Source organism: Streptomyces sp. NPDC023527, assembly GCF_055560115.1.
In genome coordinates this window covers 135,310-152,623 of the sequence record NZ_JBVHJJ010000014.1, presented here as the reverse complement: position 1 = coordinate 152,623, position 17,314 = coordinate 135,310, and the positions used below count along the sequence as shown (strand labels likewise).

19 protein-coding genes, 1 tRNA gene, 1 other RNA gene and 1 pseudogene are annotated in these 17,314 nt (G+C 70.9%); 5 read left to right on the top strand and 17 right to left on the bottom strand.

The annotated features are described in order from the left end of the window. Positions 1 to 194: 194 nt before the first annotated feature. The 6 genes and pseudogenes from ACZ303_RS26215 to ACZ303_RS26190 form a co-directional block, all read right to left on the bottom strand. Positions 195 to 647 carry a PIN domain-containing protein gene (locus tag ACZ303_RS26215; RefSeq protein WP_467342897.1) on the bottom strand — a complete coding sequence of 151 codons (453 nt, stop codon included), beginning with the start codon at positions 645 to 647 and terminating at the stop codon, positions 195 to 197. Beyond that, positions 644 to 868 carry a type II toxin-antitoxin system VapB family antitoxin gene (locus ACZ303_RS26210; RefSeq protein WP_467343003.1) on the bottom strand — a complete coding sequence of 75 codons (225 nt, stop codon included), beginning with the start codon at positions 866 to 868 and terminating at the stop codon, positions 644 to 646. The genes ACZ303_RS26215 and ACZ303_RS26210 overlap by 4 nt, the downstream gene beginning before the upstream one ends. Before the next feature lie 79 nt (positions 869 to 947). After that, positions 948 to 1,214 (bottom strand): hypothetical protein, encoded by a 267-nt coding sequence (locus ACZ303_RS26205; protein ID WP_467342896.1) that lies wholly within the window; start codon positions 1,212 to 1,214, stop codon positions 948 to 950. Next, on the bottom strand, positions 1,211 to 2,086 hold the full coding sequence (locus ACZ303_RS26200) for a hypothetical protein (protein WP_467342894.1): 876 nt from the start codon (positions 2,084 to 2,086) through the stop codon (positions 1,211 to 1,213). The genes ACZ303_RS26205 and ACZ303_RS26200 overlap by 4 nt, the downstream gene beginning before the upstream one ends. Positions 2,087 to 2,371: 285 nt before the next feature. Next, the gene (locus ACZ303_RS26195) at positions 2,372 to 2,557 is read right to left on the bottom strand and encodes a DUF397 domain-containing protein (RefSeq protein WP_467342893.1); all 186 of its coding nucleotides are present in this window, start codon (positions 2,555 to 2,557) and stop codon (positions 2,372 to 2,374) included. A gap of 118 nt (positions 2,558 to 2,675) precedes the next feature. After that, positions 2,676 to 3,104 (bottom strand): annotated as a pseudogene (locus ACZ303_RS26190) (helix-turn-helix domain-containing protein); the annotation flags it as partial. Positions 3,105 to 3,309: 205 nt separating this feature from the next. Here ACZ303_RS26190 and ACZ303_RS26185 point away from each other — a divergent pair. Then, a complete protein-coding gene (locus ACZ303_RS26185; RefSeq protein WP_467342892.1) occupies positions 3,310 to 3,939 on the top strand; it encodes an excalibur calcium-binding domain-containing protein in 630 nt (209 codons plus the stop codon). A 43-nt stretch (positions 3,940 to 3,982) separates the two neighbouring features. Here the strand turns inward: ACZ303_RS26185 and ACZ303_RS26180 are convergent, their stop codons facing one another. The 5 genes from ACZ303_RS26180 to ffs all read right to left on the bottom strand — a co-directional run bounded on the left by ACZ303_RS26180 (position 3,983) and on the right by ffs (position 8,300). Continuing rightward, complete coding sequence (locus ACZ303_RS26180; RefSeq protein WP_467342890.1) at positions 3,983 to 4,636, bottom strand: DUF5063 domain-containing protein; 654 nt, start codon at positions 4,634 to 4,636, stop codon at positions 3,983 to 3,985. Continuing rightward, the gene (gene recR, locus ACZ303_RS26175; protein WP_467342888.1) at positions 4,629 to 5,228 is read right to left on the bottom strand and encodes a recombination mediator RecR; all 600 of its coding nucleotides are present in this window, start codon (positions 5,226 to 5,228) and stop codon (positions 4,629 to 4,631) included. The genes ACZ303_RS26180 and recR overlap by 8 nt, the downstream gene beginning before the upstream one ends. Before the next feature lie 78 nt (positions 5,229 to 5,306). Beyond that, on the bottom strand, positions 5,307 to 5,648 hold the full coding sequence (locus ACZ303_RS26170; protein ID WP_467342887.1) for a YbaB/EbfC family nucleoid-associated protein: 342 nt from the start codon (positions 5,646 to 5,648) through the stop codon (positions 5,307 to 5,309). A gap of 173 nt (positions 5,649 to 5,821) precedes the next feature. Further along, complete coding sequence (locus ACZ303_RS26165) at positions 5,822 to 8,092, bottom strand: DNA polymerase III subunit gamma and tau (protein ID WP_467342885.1); 2,271 nt, start codon at positions 8,090 to 8,092, stop codon at positions 5,822 to 5,824. A 113-nt stretch (positions 8,093 to 8,205) separates the two neighbouring features. Next, positions 8,206 to 8,300: signal recognition particle sRNA small type (gene ffs, locus ACZ303_RS26160), an RNA gene on the bottom strand. Between the two features lie 121 nt (positions 8,301 to 8,421). Here ffs and ACZ303_RS26155 point away from each other — a divergent pair. Next, a tRNA-Ser gene (locus tag ACZ303_RS26155) sits at positions 8,422 to 8,506 on the top strand. A 110-nt stretch (positions 8,507 to 8,616) separates the two neighbouring features. Here ACZ303_RS26155 and ACZ303_RS26150 read toward each other — a convergent pair. Then, entirely contained in the window at positions 8,617 to 8,823 is a 207-nt protein-coding gene (locus tag ACZ303_RS26150) for a hypothetical protein (protein WP_467342883.1), read from the bottom strand. A 511-nt stretch (positions 8,824 to 9,334) separates the two neighbouring features. Here ACZ303_RS26150 and ACZ303_RS26145 point away from each other — a divergent pair. Both ACZ303_RS26145 and ACZ303_RS26140 read left to right on the top strand, forming a co-directional pair. Next, on the top strand, positions 9,335 to 10,108 hold the full coding sequence (locus ACZ303_RS26145; protein ID WP_467342881.1) for a helix-turn-helix transcriptional regulator: 774 nt from the start codon (positions 9,335 to 9,337) through the stop codon (positions 10,106 to 10,108). 16 nt (positions 10,109 to 10,124) lie between these two features. Then, positions 10,125 to 11,075, top strand: coding sequence for a LysR family transcriptional regulator (locus tag ACZ303_RS26140; RefSeq protein ID WP_467342880.1), 951 nt, complete (start codon positions 10,125 to 10,127; stop codon positions 11,073 to 11,075). A gap of 75 nt (positions 11,076 to 11,150) precedes the next feature. Here the strand turns inward: ACZ303_RS26140 and ACZ303_RS26135 are convergent, their stop codons facing one another. The 3 genes from ACZ303_RS26135 to ACZ303_RS26125 all read right to left on the bottom strand — a co-directional run bounded on the left by ACZ303_RS26135 (position 11,151) and on the right by ACZ303_RS26125 (position 14,304). Beyond that, positions 11,151 to 12,158, bottom strand: coding sequence for a TauD/TfdA family dioxygenase (locus ACZ303_RS26135; protein WP_467342878.1), 1,008 nt, complete (start codon positions 12,156 to 12,158; stop codon positions 11,151 to 11,153). Between the two features lie 199 nt (positions 12,159 to 12,357). Next, positions 12,358 to 12,771 (bottom strand): cupin domain-containing protein, encoded by a 414-nt coding sequence (locus ACZ303_RS26130; RefSeq protein ID WP_467342877.1) that lies wholly within the window; start codon positions 12,769 to 12,771, stop codon positions 12,358 to 12,360. Positions 12,772 to 12,834: 63 nt separating this feature from the next. Then, positions 12,835 to 14,304 carry an MFS transporter gene (locus tag ACZ303_RS26125; RefSeq protein WP_467342876.1) on the bottom strand — a complete coding sequence of 490 codons (1,470 nt, stop codon included), beginning with the start codon at positions 14,302 to 14,304 and terminating at the stop codon, positions 12,835 to 12,837. Positions 14,305 to 14,368: 64 nt separating this feature from the next. On the opposite strand from ACZ303_RS26125, the gene ACZ303_RS26120 reads away from it, so the two are divergent. Beyond that, entirely contained in the window at positions 14,369 to 15,220 is an 852-nt protein-coding gene (locus ACZ303_RS26120; protein WP_467342875.1) for an ArsR/SmtB family transcription factor, read from the top strand. Between the two features lie 76 nt (positions 15,221 to 15,296). On the opposite strand, the gene leuD is transcribed toward ACZ303_RS26120, so the two are convergent. Then, positions 15,297 to 15,884: a 3-isopropylmalate dehydratase small subunit gene (leuD, locus tag ACZ303_RS26115; RefSeq protein ID WP_467342874.1), complete on the bottom strand. Its 588-nt coding sequence runs from the start codon at positions 15,882 to 15,884 to the stop codon at positions 15,297 to 15,299. Between the two features lie 13 nt (positions 15,885 to 15,897). After that, positions 15,898 to 17,298: a 3-isopropylmalate dehydratase large subunit gene (gene leuC, locus ACZ303_RS26110; RefSeq protein ID WP_467342872.1), complete on the bottom strand. Its 1,401-nt coding sequence runs from the start codon at positions 17,296 to 17,298 to the stop codon at positions 15,898 to 15,900. Positions 17,299 to 17,314: the final 16 nt, after the last annotated feature.

Sequence of the window (17,314 nt, the reverse complement as noted above, 5' to 3'; positions counted from 1 at the left end):
CGCAACTATGTGTAATGCGGTCGACTCAGTCTAACGAGCGGCCGGAATCAGCCATGCCGATATCGCATGGTGAGACATCCGGCCGCCCGCCTCATGATCGTCGATCGTCTACGGCTGTCCACGACGCGTCCTCGCGCCGCACCGCGACGACCCCTGCCCTGTTCCGGGGCGGGCACGCGCGAAGGTGGGGCAGGTCACAGGGGGGCGGCGCCCCTGCTCGCCGGTTCACCTCGGTCGGCAGTGCCGGGCTCGACGACCCAGCGGGACGGATGGCCGGTGATGTCGGCGATTTGGTCGTAGTCACCGTCGTAGTGGAGAACGGTGGCGCCGTGGCGGTGCGCGGTGGCCGCGATGATGAGATCGGCCGTGGAGAGCGCTCGGTGGTTGCCCTTGAGGGTGGCCTGCCGCTGGATGGCCAGTGCCGCGTCCCAGACCTCATCAGGGCAGGGCAGATAGTCGAAACCGGTCAGCCATCGCTGCATCTGATGAGCCTGGTCCGCATTACGGGCGGAGTAGAGGACCTCGATCCGCACGGCTCCGGTGACGCACAGGAGTCCCCGATCGTGGAGGGGGTCGAGGATCTCGGCCACGGATGGCTGACGCCACCTGGAGAGAGCCGACTTGTCGATGAGATAGCGCTCTCTCACGCCGCCGGCTTCCCCTGATTCTCCTGCCGACCCTCATCGCGTACGTCGTAGGTGAGGTCGACGGCGCCGGACTTGATGGCGTCGATGAACTCCTGCCGCCGCTGCCGCTTCACGACCTCCAGCAGAGCGGCGTTGACCGTGGCCACCTTCGTCGTGGTGCCGAGCGCCTCCATGGCCTCGGCCAGAAGCTCGTCGTCGAGGTCGATCACAGTGCGGGCCACGGTGGCCTCCTCGGTTGTACAGCTCAAGAAAGATCCCTCCTCATGATATCGATTGCCTTGCCATTCGGATATCGCGCGCCTACCTCCCGAAGCGCTCCTGGAAGTAGTCCCAGTGGTCGGCGAACTCGTCGATCCCGGCGAGGAAGCGGCTACGGTCCTCCTCCCGCACGGTTGGCCGGAAGGTGGCCGGGATCTCGTCCAGGCGGCAATCGAGGCACACCCCGCCGGGCAGGTATGTGAGGCTTCCGGGTTCGTCGCAGCACGTGCATACGAGCATCCGGCGGGTGATCACCCGGAATGCGACGGGCTCAGGGGGCATCTCGGTCTCCAGTCTCCGTGGGTTCATGCGCGGCAGACCTGCCGCGCCGTGTCCGACCGCATCGCCGCCCTGATCGTGGCCGCCCGGCGGCGGATCTCCTCCGCGTGGGCGGCGCCCGCCTCCTCGTCGTACGAGCGCTCGCCCCGGCAGGCCCGGCACAGGCCGTCCGGCAGCGCTTCCGGGCGGCCGGGGGCGCGGCAGGACCTGCATTCCCGGAGGCGTCGGGGCACGGGCGTACGGTCCGGCTCGTACTCCTGGGTCGGCGGCAGCTTGTCCGTGAGTCGCTTACGGGCCAGCGCGCCCGCGCAGTGCACCTCCGGCGGCAGGCCGGCCGCGAGCGCCCGTACGACGTCGGACTCGCCCGCCCCCCGCGCGAACCACTCCTCCACCAGCCCCTCCAACTGCCCGCACTCCGCCGCCGACAGCGTCATGCGCGGGTCCGCGATCCGGCCGAGCGCGGCCAGGACGTTGTACGCGCGGGAGCGGGGCGGCCGGGCGGCCCGTACGGGCTCGGGTCGCGGAGCCGTCCGCTCCGGCTCGCCCGGCTCCTCCTCCGGCGGTACGTCACCCTTCAAAAACGTCTTCCACCAGGCGTCATCACGTGCGGTGCGCGAGAAGTACGTCCGGAACACCCACTGCGTACGCCCCTCCCCCACGGGTTGGCGTCCCCGCCACAGGTAACCGGCCCTGGTCAGCGCGTCGAGCGCGGCCCGTACGGCCTGCTGCCCGTACGCGGCGATCTCCTTCGCCAGGGTCTTGATGTCCATCGCCGCGCCCTCCGGCAGCCGGTCGATGTACGCCGCGATGGACGCCTCACGGGCGGGCAGGTGTGCGAAGTCGTCCTTGCGGCGGGGCGCTTGGCCGGGTGCGGAGCGTTTTCCGTAACCGGGGGCGGCCATGGGGGGAGCGTACGGGCGCGCGTCGGCGCTAGGGTTGGCAACAGCCATGGGGATCGGGCCTTGTCGATCTCGGTGGTCAGGCCCTCGTTCGGTGCTCCAACACCGGCGGGGGCCGTTCTATTGCTGCGCACGCTACACGGCAACCGCATACGGTCGCGACCCGACTACCAAAAGTCATGTCGGTTGTGCTACGCGGGGGTTGGGAGGGTGGGTGGGTTCTACCGAACCACCCATTCCTTGAAAAGGAAGCTCGAATCCCGACGTCCGAAGCTCGACGCGTGGCGCTCAGCGCGCGGCGGACGCGTAGGTTATGAACTCGGCCCAGGCGTGGGCGGGGATGGTGAGTTGGGGGCTCTGCCCGAGCTTCGAGTCTCGGACGTGGATGGTGGGGACAGATACTGCGACTTCAGCACACTCGCTGCCATCAGGGCCGCTGTAGCTGGACTTGAACCATGCCAGCTCATCGCTCATAGCTCTGCCACCACCTTCTCGATGAACTGCGCCGACTCCTCGGCATCAAGGGCGTGCATGCGGATCATGGCATGGCGCTTCCCGAGAACACTGACTTTCTCCGGGTCCGCGTGCAGCACACACGGGCGGCCACTCGCTGCTCGATCGTTTCGTCGTCCAACGGTGGACAGCAACTGCGCATCAACGCTCGCGCGTACGCCTCGGTCTGGAGGAGGCCCGGAACGAGCAATGGCTGATACGAGTGCAGCACGATCGCCTCGGCCTCGGCCGCAAGGAATTCGTGTACACGCGGAGCGAACCGCTCCGGGAGCAAATACTCCTCCGCCGCGAGCAACAACCCACCCGCCCGACACATCTGATCCGCGACCTCGAGCAACCGCCGCGTCGGCCGCCGCCGACCCTGCTCCATCGACTTGACCGTCTCGGCACCGTAGTTGGCCTCTTTGGCCAATTCCTCGCGGCTGACGCCCGCCCGGTTCCGCCACAACTTGACCTGATCCCCGCAGTACCGCCACGCCGTCGGGGGATTGGAAAGCAGTCCGCCCATCACCGTACCCACCTCACGGTCCGTACCCGCATGGTCACGGCAGAGGCTGATCACGGCCAGCCGCTTATGAGTCGAAGAGGGGCGAACTTCCCGCGCACGGGAGTGCTAGGGGCCTTCATCGGCCGAGACGGCACGCGGCCCTGCCGCGCGGCGCACACTGGGGCTGAGTGAGCAATCCGCTTCGCGAAGTGATGGGTGATGCCGAATGAGCCGCGTCCTTTCCGCCGGCTCCGCCCTCGTCCTGGTGGGGACATTGACTGTGACTGGGGTCAGTGGCTGCGGGCCTGCCGGGGAGGGGAAGCCGAAAGGAACGGTTCCGACGGTCACGAGCACCCAGACGGTCACGGCGGAGCCGTCGCTCTCGCCCACCTCACCGGCGCCGGCCGTCACTCCCGCTCATGACGCCGCCTCCACCGTCCTGGCCTACTACGCCGCCATCAACGCGCGCGACTACCGGCAGGCGTGGGATCTGGGAGGAAAGAATCTCGGCGGGTCCTACTCCGCCTTCCAGGCAGGGTTCGCGAACACCGTCCAGGACACCGTGCGCATCGTCGCTGTCGACGGTGAGACCGTGACGGTCACGCTCGACGCCATGCAGGCGGACGGAGCCCTTCAGTCGTTCGCGGGCACGTACACCGTCAGGGACGGGCTCATAGTCGGTGCCGACATTCGACCGACAGGCGGCGGTGGATCGACAAGCCCGTACCCCCCTGGCCCTCCCCCAGGCGTTCCCGACGTCGACTGCTCGGAACTTCCCGGTCCCGTCCAGGTGGGACCCTCCGACCCGCACCGTCTGGACCGTGACAACGACGGCATCGGCTGCGAAGAGGGCTAGGGATGGATCACGCCCGTACCCGCCCGGCGCCCGCCGCCCGGTGTCACACGCTGCGCAGACCGAGCGGGCCGGCGATCTCCGCTGCCATGACCTTCCCGGCCTCCTCCGCGAGCTGCTCGTCCGTGGCGTCGGCGTCCGTGTCGAGGCCGTCGAGTTCGTCGAGCGGCTGGTCGAGGCGTACGTGGGCGACGAGGGACTGGAGGGCGCGCATGGCGGCCGAGGCGGTGGGGCCCCAGTTGGAGAGGTAGGAGAACTGCCACCACCACAGGGCCTCGCTGACGCGGCCGTCGCGGTAGTGGGCCATGCCGTGGCGGAGGTCGGTGATGATGTCGGCGAGGTCGTCGGAGATGCGGCAGGCGACGGGGGCGCTGCGGGCGTACGGGTCGAAGACCTCGGAATAGACGTCCACCGGGTCGAGGAGGCGGGCGAACCGCTCGCGGAGCTCGTCGACGTCCGGTTCCGGGCCGACGTCGGGCTCGTAGCGCTCGTCGGGGAGGAAGTCCTCGTGGGCGCCGAGCCGGCCGCCGGTCAGCAGGAGCTGGGAGAGCTCCAGCAGCAGGAAGGGCACGGCGCTGTCGGGCTCGTCACCGCGGGACACCTCGGCGACGGCAACGATGAAGCTCTCGATCGAGTCCGCCATCTGTACCGCGAAGTCATCAGGATCGCGTTTGGCGTCGTGAAGCGTTGCGTCAGACATCGAGAAGTCGTCTCCCTTCGAAGGCACGCCCGAGCGTGACCTCGTCGGCGTATTCAAGATCTCCACCTACAGGCAGACCACTGGCCAGCCTCGTGACCTTCAAACCCATGGGCTTCACCATGCGTGCGAGGTACGTGGCGGTGGCCTCTCCCTCCAGGTTGGGGTCTGTGGCGAGGATCAGCTCGGTGACGGTGCCGTCCGCGAGCCGCGCGAGCAGCTCGCGGATGCGCAGATCATCCGGACCGACGCCTTCGATGGGGCTGATGGCCCCGCCGAGCACGTGATAGCGACCGCGGAACTCGCGGGTCCGCTCGATCGCGACGACGTCCTTGGATTCCTCCACGACGCAGATCACCGCGGGGTCGCGGCGCGGGTCCAGGCAGACCCGGCAGCGCTCCTCCTGGGCGACGTTGCCGCAGACCGCGCAGAACCGGACCTTCGCCTTGACCTCGGTCAGGGCGTGGGCGAGCCGACGGACGTCGGTCGGCTCGGCCTGGAGGATGTGGAAAGCGATCCGCTGCGCGCTCTTGGGACCGACGCCGGGCAGCCTGCCCAGTTCGTCGATGAGGTCCTGGATCACGCCTTCATACACGGATCGAATGCTCCTTCTGCGTCGTGCTTGTTGATTTGTGCCGGGACTTGCTTCGCCTCGGGGCTCGCGTCGCGTCGGCTAGAACGGGAGGCCCGGGATGCCTCCGCCGCCCAGGCCCTGGGCGAGCGGGCCGAGCTTCTGCTCCTGGAGCTGCTGCGCGGCGGCGTTGGCGTCGCGGACGGCGGCGACGATGAGGTCGGCGAGGGTCTCGGTGTCCTCGGGGTCCACGGCCTTGGGGTCGATCACGAGGTTCTGGAGCTCGCCGGCGCCGGTCACCGTGGCCTTCACCAGACCGCCGCCGGATGTGCCGTCGACCGGCGTGCGCGCGAGCTCTTCCTGGGCCGCGGCGAGATCCTGCTGCATCTTCTGGGCCTGCTGGAGCAGCTGCTGCATGTTGGGCTGGCCACCACCGGGAATCACGGTTTCGCTCCTGCTGTCGACTGCTAAATCTCGGTAGCCCGAGCCTACGTGTTCGCAGGGCGGCGCGCCCTATGCCGTAGCAAGAAGTACGGGAGGCGCCTGGGGGCGTACGCGGCGCATCCGGGACGTAGCCGTACGACTACGTCCCGCCGGTCGGCGAGCGCTTGCCCGGTCTACTCGTTGGCGATCTCTTCGATGACCGTGGCGCCGAGCTCGCGGACGATCAGGTCGTGGCCCGTGAGGGCGGAATCGACGAGATCGGGGTCGTCCTCGGCGGGCATGTCGTCCTCGGGCGCGACCGGCGGCGGCTCGGGCTCGCGATACCCCTGGGACCCCTGCTGCGGGGGCGCGGGCGGGGCCTGCCGGGGCTGCGACGACGGCGCGGACGCCTGGGGCGGGCGGGGCGCCTGCGGGGCGCTGGGGGCGGCTGGGGCGCTGCCGTAGCCACCGGGGGCGCCGGAGGTCCCGCCGTAGCCGCCGGGGCTGTACGTGCCGCCCGGGGCGCCCGTACCGCTCGTACCGCCGAAGCCGCCTGTGGCGGCGCCGCCTCCGCCGGGGCTGACGACCAGGTCGACCTTCCACTGGACGTTCAGGGCGTCGGTGATCGCCTGGCGGAGGACGTCCTCGCTGCCGCTGTTGGCGAAGCTGTCGCGGGCGCCGGCGTTGGCGAAGCCGATCTGGAGGGTGGTGCCGTCGAAGCCGACGATGTCGGCGTTCTGGCTGAGGACGATCCAGGTGAAGCGGCGGCGGTTCTTGACCGCTTCCAGGATGTTGGGCCACATCTGGCGCACCTGGGAGGCATCGCCGAGGGGGGCGGCGGCTCCTGCGGCGGGGGTGGGCTGCGGCTGCGCCGGGGCGGGGGCCGGGCCCTGGCCGGGGGTCGCGGCGGAGGGCCAGGCTCCGGCGGGCTTGGCGGCTGCCTGGCCCGAGCCCGGGGCGGCGGCCGTGGGCCAGGCGCCGGCGGGGCGGGCGGCGGCGGGTGCCGGGCTCGTGGGGGCTGCGGGGGCGGCAGAGGCGCTCGTGGTGGGCCAGGAGCCGGCGGCCGGGGCGGGAGCCTCGGCCTGGGGCGCCTGGGGCTCCGGGGCGGCCTGTGCCGGGGCGGCGGCGGGCGGGCCGGAGACGGCCGCGCGGGCGGCGGCGGGACCGGCGGGGGGCGCGACCTGGGGCGCGGCGTGGGCGTCCGGGCCGGGGACGTACCCGCCGGCGGCCTGGCCGTGAGCAGGCGGACCGGCGTAACCGGCGGCCGGAGCCATGGGCGCCGTGACGAGGCCGCCGCCACCGGCGAGGGCGCCGCGCTCCAGCTTGTCGAGCCGGGCCCGTACGGAACGCTCGTCGTCGAAGGCCGCAGGCAGCAGGACGCGCGCGCAGATCAGCTCCAGCTGGAGGCGCGGGGAGGTGGCGCCGCGCATCTCGGTGAGGCCCTCGTTGACGAGGTCGGCGGCGCGGCTGAGCTCGGCGGCGCCGAAGACGGACGCCTGGGCCTGCATGCGCTCGATGAGGTCGGCGGGGGCGTCGATGAGGCCCTTGTCCACGGCGTCCGGGACGGCGGCGAGGATGACGAGGTCGCGCAGCCGCTCCAGGAGGTCCGCGACGAAGCGGCGGGGGTCGTTGCCGCCCTCGATGACGCGGTCGACGATCTCGAAGGCGGCGGCACCGTCGCTCGCGGCGAAGGCGTCGACGACGGAGTCGAGGAGAGAGCTGTCCGTATAGCCGAGGAGGGACGTCGCCATGGCGTATGTCACACCGTCCTCGGCGGCGCCGGCGAGGAGCTGGTCCATCACGGACATGGAGTCACGCACGGAACCGGCACCGGCCCGCACGACGAGCGGCAGGACGCCGTCCTCGACGGGGATCTTCTCCTGGCCGCAGACCTCGCCGAGATAGTCACGCAGGGTGCCGGGCGGGACGAGGCGGAAGGGGTAGTGGTGCGTACGCGACCGGATCGTGCCGATGACCTTCTCGGGCTCGGTGGTCGCGAAGATGAACTTGAGGTGCTCCGGGGGCTCCTCGACCACCTTCAGGAGGGCGTTGAAGCCCGCCGAGGTGACCATGTGGGCCTCGTCGATGATGTAGATCTTGTAGCGGCTGGAGGCGGGGCCGAAGAACGCCTTCTCGCGCAGGTCACGGGCGTCGTCCACGCCGCCGTGCGACGCGGCGTCGATCTCGATCACATCGATCGAACCGCGGCCGTTGCGCGCGAGGTCCTGGCAGGACTGGCACTGGCCGCAGGGGGTGGGCGTGGGGCCCTCCTCGCAGTTCAGACAGCGCGCGAGGATGCGCGCGCTGGTCGTCTTTCCACAGCCGCGCGGCCCGCTGAACAGATACGCGTGGTTGACCCGGTTGTTGCGCAGCGCCTGCTGCAACGGGGTGGTGACATGCTCCTGACCGATGACCTCGGCGAAGGACTCGGGACGGTAGCGGCGGTAGAGCGCGAGGGACGACACATCTACGAGGTTATCGGGCCCCACCGACAAGCGGTCTCGCGATAAGTGGTCTCGATCACATCGACGGGGCGACCGGCCCCGGCGGCGGGCCTTCCACGGGCTCCCCGGGAAACACAAGGGCCCCCCACGCACCCGCCAGAGCCCACTTACCCTTGCTGCCTTCCGGCCCTGGGGGAGTTCGGTGAGATAGCGCCACGTGAGGGGCTTGCCCTCAGCCTAGCCGATCCCGGGCGGTGCTCGTGCCCCCTCCCCCGCCCCGACCCCATCCCGACCCCACCTCGGACGAAGACGTTCGCGAGCACCCCCCAACGTCTTGTATTGTTTGCGGCGGAGGATTCGCCTAGTGGCCTAGGGCGCACGCTTGGAAAGCGTGTTGGGGGCAACCCCTCACGAGTTCGAATCTCGTATCCTCCGCACAGTGCCTCACCGGGCACTAAGAAGACCCCGACCGGGAAACCGGTCGGGGTCTTCTGCATTCGCGAACCACACCGGCGAGGACTTCGCCGCCCCGACCGGCACGCCCGTCAGGGCGGTGGCCGGCGGCCCCGGCCGCCGCCCCGGTTCTGGATCGGCACGCTGTCCCCCGCCGCGCTCGACAGCACGAGGTCTTCCAGCTGCACCGCCTTCTTCTCCGGGTGACAGAGCGCGAGCAGGAGCCACTCGGAGTGAAGCCGCTCACGATGACCGGTGCCGTCGGTGACGGGACAGACGCGGGGACCGCTGGGGACCACCGAGGATGATGATGACGGCCTGGGTGGCTCGCGTTCGTCCGCTCGTATGAGTGAGGGCGCGTTTTCGGCCATCGCCTTGGGCAGTTGGAGGAACGACTCGCTCCGATTGCCGAGTCGACCGCCGCAACCCCCCTTCTCCGAACGGCACTTCGCCATGCGTCGCACCGCTGCCGTCGTCCCGGGAACCGCCGCGCTCAACGACATGGACACCGCCGCCCGGGTGCAGGCCGGCACAGGCCCCGCACCCGGGCAGCACCGAGAGCGGACGGGCCGCCGACGTGGCACCGTCGTCAGGTGGTAGGAGCCGACCCCCGGGAAGCTCTTGAGGAACCGGGGTCGGAAGGACCTTGCTGTCTGTGGTGGCTGAATGTACGTTACGGATAAGGTCTGCGCCGAGTCGACACGGGGGATGTTCGACTGCGGTTACGCGCTGTCCTTTTCCTTTCTTACCTCCTCCATGACCTGAGAGAGGGGCAGAAAGGCGTCATGCGCTCCTTGTGCGAAGTGGTCGATGGCCATGTTCCCGCCGCGCGATAGGCAGCCTGCCGCCGAAGCGGCCCCTCCCGCCGGCCTCACCGTATTGCTGGCCGATCAGGATCAGGACTCCCGGCAATTACTCTCCGACGTTCTGCGCAAGGGCGTGCGGTTGCGCACCGTGCGTGCCGTCGACAGCCGGTGGCCGCTTTCCCGATGGCCGCTGGAAGAAGTGGAAGCGGCCATTCTGGTGGTCGATCCAGGGACATTCGCCGACTCTCCGGAAAAATTCCCCGGCGCTGCCGTACAGGCCCTGACGGCCCGGGGCGTCCGGGTGCTGGTGCTGGGCGCGGGCTGGACCCGGGGCGCTCTCGACGCCGCCTTCGCCGCGGGCGCGGCGGGGTGCATGGCCGCGGAAGGGGTGCCCGGGGGCCTGGTCGCGGCGGTCCTGGCCGTGGCCGCCGGGCACCGGCTGCTCTCTCCGGAGCTGCTCGAACTCACCGCGACCACGCCGGCCGCGACTTCCGCGCCCCGTCCCGCCCCCGACCCGGGCCCCGGCCCCGGGCCGCCGGGCGGCAGGCACGCCCCGGGGGACCTCCGGCCCGCCCTCACCCGCCGGGAACGCGAAGTCTTCGCCCTGCTGGCGGCGGGGCTCTCCACCGCCGAGGCCGCGTCCTCGCTCAGCGTGTCCCCCAGCACGGTCAAAAGTCATATCTCGCATGTGCTCACCAAACTCGGCGCGCGCAGCCGACTGGAAGCCGTGTTGTTGATGCAGCAGGTGCCGGCTGCCCGATCGGGCAACCATCGCTGAGCGGCTGATCCGGCCGATGGAACGGGAAAAATTAATGAAGCTTTCACAGTTGGCCGCATTCGTGGCGATCGCTGACACCGGAAGTTTTACGAAGGCGGCCGACATGCTGGGCGTGACCCAATCGGCGATCAGCCATGCCATGGCCGGACTCGAATCCGAACTGGGGGTGGGAATCATGGTGCGCGATCGCGGCGGGGTGGATCTCACCCGGGCCGGACAGCGCATCATCGAGCATGCCCGCGCCGTGCTGCGCAATGTCGAGAACATACGCACGGAGGCGCATTCCGCCCCCACCGCGCTCGACCGGAAGATTGTCATCGGAACGAGCCAGAGTTTCTCGCTCCATCTGCTGCCACGGCTGATCGCGGAATTCCGGTCGCGTTTCCACGACCTGGAGATCGTGCTGCGTGAGGGGAACGACAGCACCATCGCGGAGATGGTCCGGGAGCGGACGGTCGATGTCGGCATCGTGACGCTCCCGAAAGCCGGCCTCCGGACCTTCCCGCTGTTGCGGGACGAGATGTGCGTGGTCCTGCCCGACCGGCATCCGTGGGCCGCCGCGCCGAGTCTGTCCGTCCGAAGACTCGCGGAGGAAGAGATCCTCGTCCCCGCGGACGGCGTGGAACCCATCCTCCGAACCCTGTTCCGGGCGGCCGGCAGCACGCTCAAGGTCGCCCACCGCATCCAGGACCTCCAGGTGCTGCTCGGCATGGTCGCCGCGGGGATCGGCGTGACGGTGCTGCCGTCGCTGGCCCTGCCGCCCGTCCTGCCGCACCTGCGTGCCGTGCCGTTCGAGCCCCGCGTCGAGCGTCAGCTCGCGATCGCGGTCCGGGGAACTCCCGAGGAGTCCTCGGCGGTCATGGCGTTCATCACGACCGCGCAGGCGCTCGCTCGCGGCAGCGACTGGCGCGCACGACCCGTGCGGCGGAGCCTGGCCCTGGAGGGCTGCGGCGCCGCCGGCGGCTGAGGGGAGGCGGCCGCATGCCCGTACGCCGGTGCGGGCATGCGGCCGCCGTGACGGTACGGCGGTGTGCGGGGACGATCAGTCGCCGACCCGGCCCTGGACGCCGTCGATCCAACGGTGGCCGTGCCGGTCGGCCGCCGCCTGGTCGCGGAAGGCGTAGGTCTTGAGCAGCCAGCGCTGACGGGCTCGCTCGGGGTCGTTGATCTCCATCTTGTCCCGGCTGTGCAGACCGTCCTGGTTGGCGAAGGTGAACAGATCGCCGGTCAGCACCCGGTGCCGCTTCTTCTCTGCCTTGACCAGCGCGTTCTTCAGCGCGAGGAGCGCGTCCTTCGCCTTCTCCGGGCCACCGGGCACCACCGTGGTGCTGGTGTCGAGATAGCGGAAGCTGTGGTGGTTCTCCAGGATCGGGTGCTCGCCGGAGTCCGTCAGATCCCCGTTGTTGTCCCGGGACAGGACGTCGAAGGGGGTGATGAAGAACGGCTGCCGCAGGGTGGCCTGCTCCTCCTCGGTGAGGTGGGCCAGCAGGCTGCGGCCGTCGACGAATCCCGTGTAGATGTAGTCGCCTTCCGGGCTGCGCATGCCGAGCAGCGAGATGAAGTCGGCGCGGACCGGGTGGGCCGTACGGTCGTTGTGGTAGACGAGTTCGCTGTCGCTGAATCCCGTCTGCATTCCGCTGTACCGGTTGATCGCGATGACGTCCGTGAAGAAGTCGCCGTTGAAGCGCGTCGCGTACGACAGGAGCGGCGTACCGACGAGCTGACCGAACAGCTCCAGGAAGCTCTCGCCGATGAAGGTCTTCTTCTTCGCGTGCTTGTCGGCGACCGGGTCGTCCAGGTCGAGGACCGGAATCTCGTTGTCCAGAGGGCAGTTGCGCAGGACGTGGGCGTCGGAGACGCCGGATTCCCGCTCGGCGCGGATCCGCGCGCACACCTCGCGGAAGAAGGCCGGGACCTCGCCCCGGTCCACCACGTCCGCCACGGCGCGGGAGAAGGCCGCGTAGTCCTCGTACGGGCTCTTGCCCACGGCTTCGAGGACCGCGTGCAGATCGTCGCGCTCGGCGTGGGTCAGGACGTAAAAGGGTTCCATTTTCGCTTTCCCCGGGACAGCCGACTTGTGGTCCTGCTCAGTTTCGGCCGGTCCGGGGGGTCTTGGCATCGTCCGATGGAGGAAAGGCGAGAGAAGAGGGTGAGGGTGGGAAAGGAAAGGGCGGAGCACGCGGGTCGGGGGTACGCGCACGTGCTCCGCCCGGTCTGTCGGCGCGGCAACAGGTCGGCGCGGCGGTGGGTCAGCGCAGCGGCGCGGTCGGCGCGTCGCGGAAGCCGAGGACGACGCACCCGGATTCCGTGCTCACCTGGTGGACGCTGCCCGGCTCCACGACGACCAGGTCGCCGGTGGTGTACCGGGCGCCGCTGTCGTCGCGCAGCTCGCCCTGAAGCACGAACATCGCCTCGTAGCCGAGGTGTTCGTGCAGGTCGCCGTGTGCACCGGGGCTCATGCGCGTGATGAGGCCGGAGGCGGGCCGGGGGCCTTCGGTGGTGTAGAGCCGTACGACCTCGACGCCGGCGCGGCCGGGCTCGACCCAGCTCGTCCACTCGAGCGCGTCGAGGCCGCCGGGGGTCAGGAGGCCGCGCAGCACGGTCGCCTCGTGCGTCCGGGGGGTCTGGGGGGTGTCGTCGGTCTGCGCGGGTGCGGCGGTCATGGCGTTCTTCTCCCGGGTGCGGTGGTGGGGTGGGAAGGGCGGAGCCGGAGCGGAGTACGAGAGTTACGCGGTCTTCGCCGCGGCGGCGGTCTTGCGCCGGGCGCCGATGGCGAGCAGGCCGCCGATCAGGAAGGCGGCGGCGGCGAGGGCCGCGGAGAGGTGGAGACCGTCGGTGAGCCGGTCGGAGGTGGCGACGAGGGTGCCGAAGAGGGCGACGCCGACGGCGCTGCCCACCTGGCGGGACACGTTGAAGACCGCCGAGGCGACGCCCGCCCCGTCCGCCGGGGCCGACTCGATGATGGCCGCCATGGAGGCCAGTGCCGTCATGGTCTGGCCGAGGCCGGTGGCGATCAGGGCGAAGAGCAGCACCGGGTAGGCGGTGTCGGAGCCGGCGAGCAGCCAGCCGAGGAATCCGACGGCGCCCAGGAAGAGACCGAGGGTCATGGGGACGTACGGGCCGGTGCGGGCGGCGACGCGGCTGAAGACGGGGGCGGCGATCAGCCCCATGCAGACCGACGGCAGCAGGGCCAGGCCGGTGGTCAGCGCGTCGTAGCCGCGCTCCTGCTGGAAGTAGAGGGTGGAGAGGAAGAGCATGCCGTAGTAGCCCAGGCTGATCAGCAGGCCGATCACGGCGGTGGCGGAGAAGGCGCCGGTGCGGAAGAGCGACAGGCGCAGCAGCGGGGCCCGGCCGTTCGGCCGGGTCCTCACCGTGGTCTCCAGACGGCGCTCGACCGCGATGAACAGGGCCAGGGTCACCACGCCCACGGCGAAGCAGCCGAGGACGAGCGGAGCGGTCCAGCCCTTCGAACCGGCCTCGTTGATGCCGCCGGCCAGGGCGATCAGGCCCACGACGCCGAGGATCTGACCCGCGGGGTCCATCCGGTGGGTGGCGGGCTTCCGGGTGGCCGCCGGGAGGTGGCGCATCGTCAGCAGGACGGCGAGCGCGCCCACCGGCAGGTTCAGCCAGAACACGGCCCGCCAGTCCAGGCCGGAGATCAGCAGACCGCCGACCACAGGACCGGCGCCGAACGCGATCGCGGCGACCGCCCCCCAGATGCCGATCGCCCGCGCCCGGACGGCCTTGTCGGGATAGGTGGCCTGGAGCAGCGCGAGTGAGGCCGGGACGAGGAACGCGGCTCCCGCGCCCTGCGCCAGGCGGCCCACCACCAGGACGGCCGTCGTACCGGCCAGACCGCAGGCGATCGAGGCGACGGTGAAGACGGCGAGCCCGGTGAGGAACATCCGGCGGTGTCCGAGCCGGTCTCCCAGGCCGCCGCCGAGGAGCAGCAGTCCGGCGAAGAGCGTGCTGTAACCGTCGACGATCCACTGCAGGGCCGACGGGCCGGCGTGCAGTGACGTGCGGATGTCCGGCACCGCCACGGTCACGACCGTGACGTCCAGCATCACGAGGAAGTAGCCGAGGCTCAGCGCGATCAGGGGGGTGAGGGCGAGGGGCGGGCGCGGGGGCGCCGCGTCGGGTGCGGCGTCTTGCCGGCGATCGGCGGCGGATGCCGTGGAATCGGTGACGGTCATACCAGCAGTCTCAGGTCCGGACACTTCGTCCGGTGGCGAAGTGTTGTCGGCGTACGGTGGTGGCATGAGCGACAGGAACGTGGGGACGAGCGGGGCGCGGGACAGCGGGACCGGCGGCCGGCCGGGCCCCCGGGACGACGGCCGGCTCCCCGACCGGACGGCCGACCGCCTGAACCGTCAGACCGACATCGCCCGTACCGCCGCCCTCATCGCGGACCCCTCCCGGGCGCGGATCCTCAAGGCCCTCTGCGACGGGCGGGCCCTGCCCGCCAGTGCCCTCGCCACCGAGGCCGGGGTCAGTGCCCCGACGGTCAGCGCCCATCTGGCCAAGCTCGTGGAGGGCGGCCTGATCACCGCCGTACGCGACGGCCGGCACCGCTACTACCGGCTCGCGGGCCCGGAGATCAGCACCGCGCTGGAGGCGCTCGCCCTCATCGCGCCGCCGCTGCCGGTCACTTCGCTGCGCGAGAGCGGTGTCACCAACGCGCTGTACCGCTCCCGGACCTGCTACGACCATCTCGCCGGACAGCTCGGGGTCGCCCTGATGCGGGCCCTGCTCGACGGGCGCGTCCTCACCGGGCACGACGGCGTCCACCGCCCCGAGGAGGCCGTACGGGACCGGCCGTCGGCCTACGGGCACGACACCGACTACCGGCTGACCGATTCCGGCCGCGGCGCGCTCGTCGCCTTCGGCGTCGATCCGGAGCGACTGCCCAAACGGCGGCCGGCCATCCGCTACTGCGTGGACTGGAGCGAGCACCAGCACCACCTCGCGGGCGCGCTGGGCGCGGCGATCACCGCCCGCCTCTTCGACCTGGGCTGGCTGCGCTACGGCGTGAGCCCCCGCGTGGTGCACCTGACGGACGCGGGGGCGGACGGATTGCGGCGGACCTTCGGGCTGGCCGTGGACGCGTGACGGCGCGGGGCCCGGACGTCGTCCTCGTCCGGGCCCCGCGCCGTGCGTGACGCGCCCTGGGCTACGCGCCGCCGGTTCAGCCGGTGGTGGGCAGGGCGGGGCGGCGGCCGCGCTCGTACGCCGCGATCTCGTCCTCGTACTGCAAGGTGGCGGCGATCAGATCATGCCCGGCCAGCAGCCGGGCGCGGACGTCCTCGTCGAGGGCGAACGGCTGGACCACGTCGGCGCAGCGCACTTCCAGCCGTTCGAGGTCGACGGTGACCTCGACGGCCGGATCCTCCTCGATCGCCCGCCACAGCCGCTCGACGACGCCGTCCGGGACGACGACCGTGAGCAGCCCGTTCAGCAGTGAGTTGCCACGGAAGATGTCGCCGTAGCGCGGCGCGATCACGGCCCGGAAGCCGTAGTCCTGGAGCGCCCAGACCGCGTACTCGCGTGACGAACCGGTGCCGAAGTCGTTGCCCGCGACCAGCACCGTCGCGCCCTGGTGCGCGGGCCGGTTGAGGACGAACGACGGGTCGTCGCGCCAGTCGGCGAACAACGAACCGGCGTGCCCGGTCCGGCTGGAACTGACGCAGAAACGCGCCGGGATGATCTGGTCGGTGTCGACGTCGCTGCGCCGCAACGGGACCGCCGTGCCGGTGTGGACGGTGAACTTCTCCATGACTTCTACGACCTCACAGATCGGCGGGGGCGGCGAGCCGGCCGGCCACGGCCGTGGCGGCGGCGACGGGCGGCGAGACGATGTGGGTGCGCGACCCCTTGCCCTGCCGGCCTTCGAAGTTGCGGTTGTTGGTGGAGGCGGCGCGCTGTCCGGGGAGCAGCCGGTCCTCGTTGAGCGCGGCGCACATCGAGCAGCCCGCGCCCGCCCGGAAGTCGGCGCCCGCCTCGGCGAAGACACGGTCCAGGCCCTCGTCGACCGCCTGCTTCCGGACCCGCGCCGAGCCGGGGACGATCATCATGTGGAGGCCGTCGGCGACCCGTCGGCCCCGCAGGACCTCGGCGGCCGCGCGCAGGTCCTCGATCCGGCCGTTGGTGCAGGAGCCGAGGAAGACGGCGTCGACTCCCACGTCCTTCATCGGGGTGCCGGGCCGCAGGTCCATATAGGCCAGGGCGCGCTCGGCGGCGGTCCGCTCGGCCTCGTCGGCGAAGTCGGTGTGGGCCGGCACGCGGCCGTCCAGCGGGATGGCCTGGGCGGGGTTGGTGCCCCACGAGACGTACGGGCCGATCGTGCTCGCGTCCAGGGTCACCGTGGTGTCGAACACCGCGTCGTCGTCGCTGCGCAGCGTCTTCCAGTACGCCACCTCGGCGTCCCACGCCGCGCCCCGCGGCATGCCGGGGCGCTGCTCCAGATACGCGAAGGTGGTCTCGTCGGGTGCGATCATCCCGGCGCGGGAGCCCGCCTCGACCGACATGTTGCACAGGGTCATCCGGGCCTCCATCGACAGCGCGTCGATGGCCTCGCCCCGGTATTCGATGATGTGCCCCTGCCCGCCCGCGGTGCCGATCCGGGCGATCAGGGCGAGGATGAGGTCCTTGGCGGTCACGCCCAGCGGGAGCCGGCCGGTGATCTCGACGAGCATGCTCCTCATCCGCCGCATGCGCAGCGTCTGGGTGGCGAGCACGTGCTCCACCTGGCTGGCGCCGATGCCGAAGGCGAGCGCGCCGAACGCGCCGAGGGTCGTGGTGTGCGAGTCGCAGCACACGATCGTCATGCCCGGCCGGGTGAGCCCCATCTCCGGGCCGATGACGTGCACGATGCCCTGGCCGGGGTCGCCCAGGCGGTGCAGCGGAATCTCGAACTCCGCGCAGTTCTCCCGCATCAGCCGGGCCTGCCGCCGCCCGGACGGATCGGCGATGATCCGGTCGAGGGCGAGGGTGGGGGTGTTGTGGTCCTCGGTGCCCATGGTGAGGTCGGGCCTGCGCACGGTGCGCCCCGCCGCGCGCAGGGCGTCGAACGCCTGCGGGGTGTTCACCTCGTGCAGCAGTTGGAGGTCGACGTAGAGCAGGTCTTCCCCGGCCCCGCCGTGCCGTACGACGTGCGCGTCCCACACCTTCTGCGCCAGTGTCGAACCCATGTGAATTCCCGCTCCT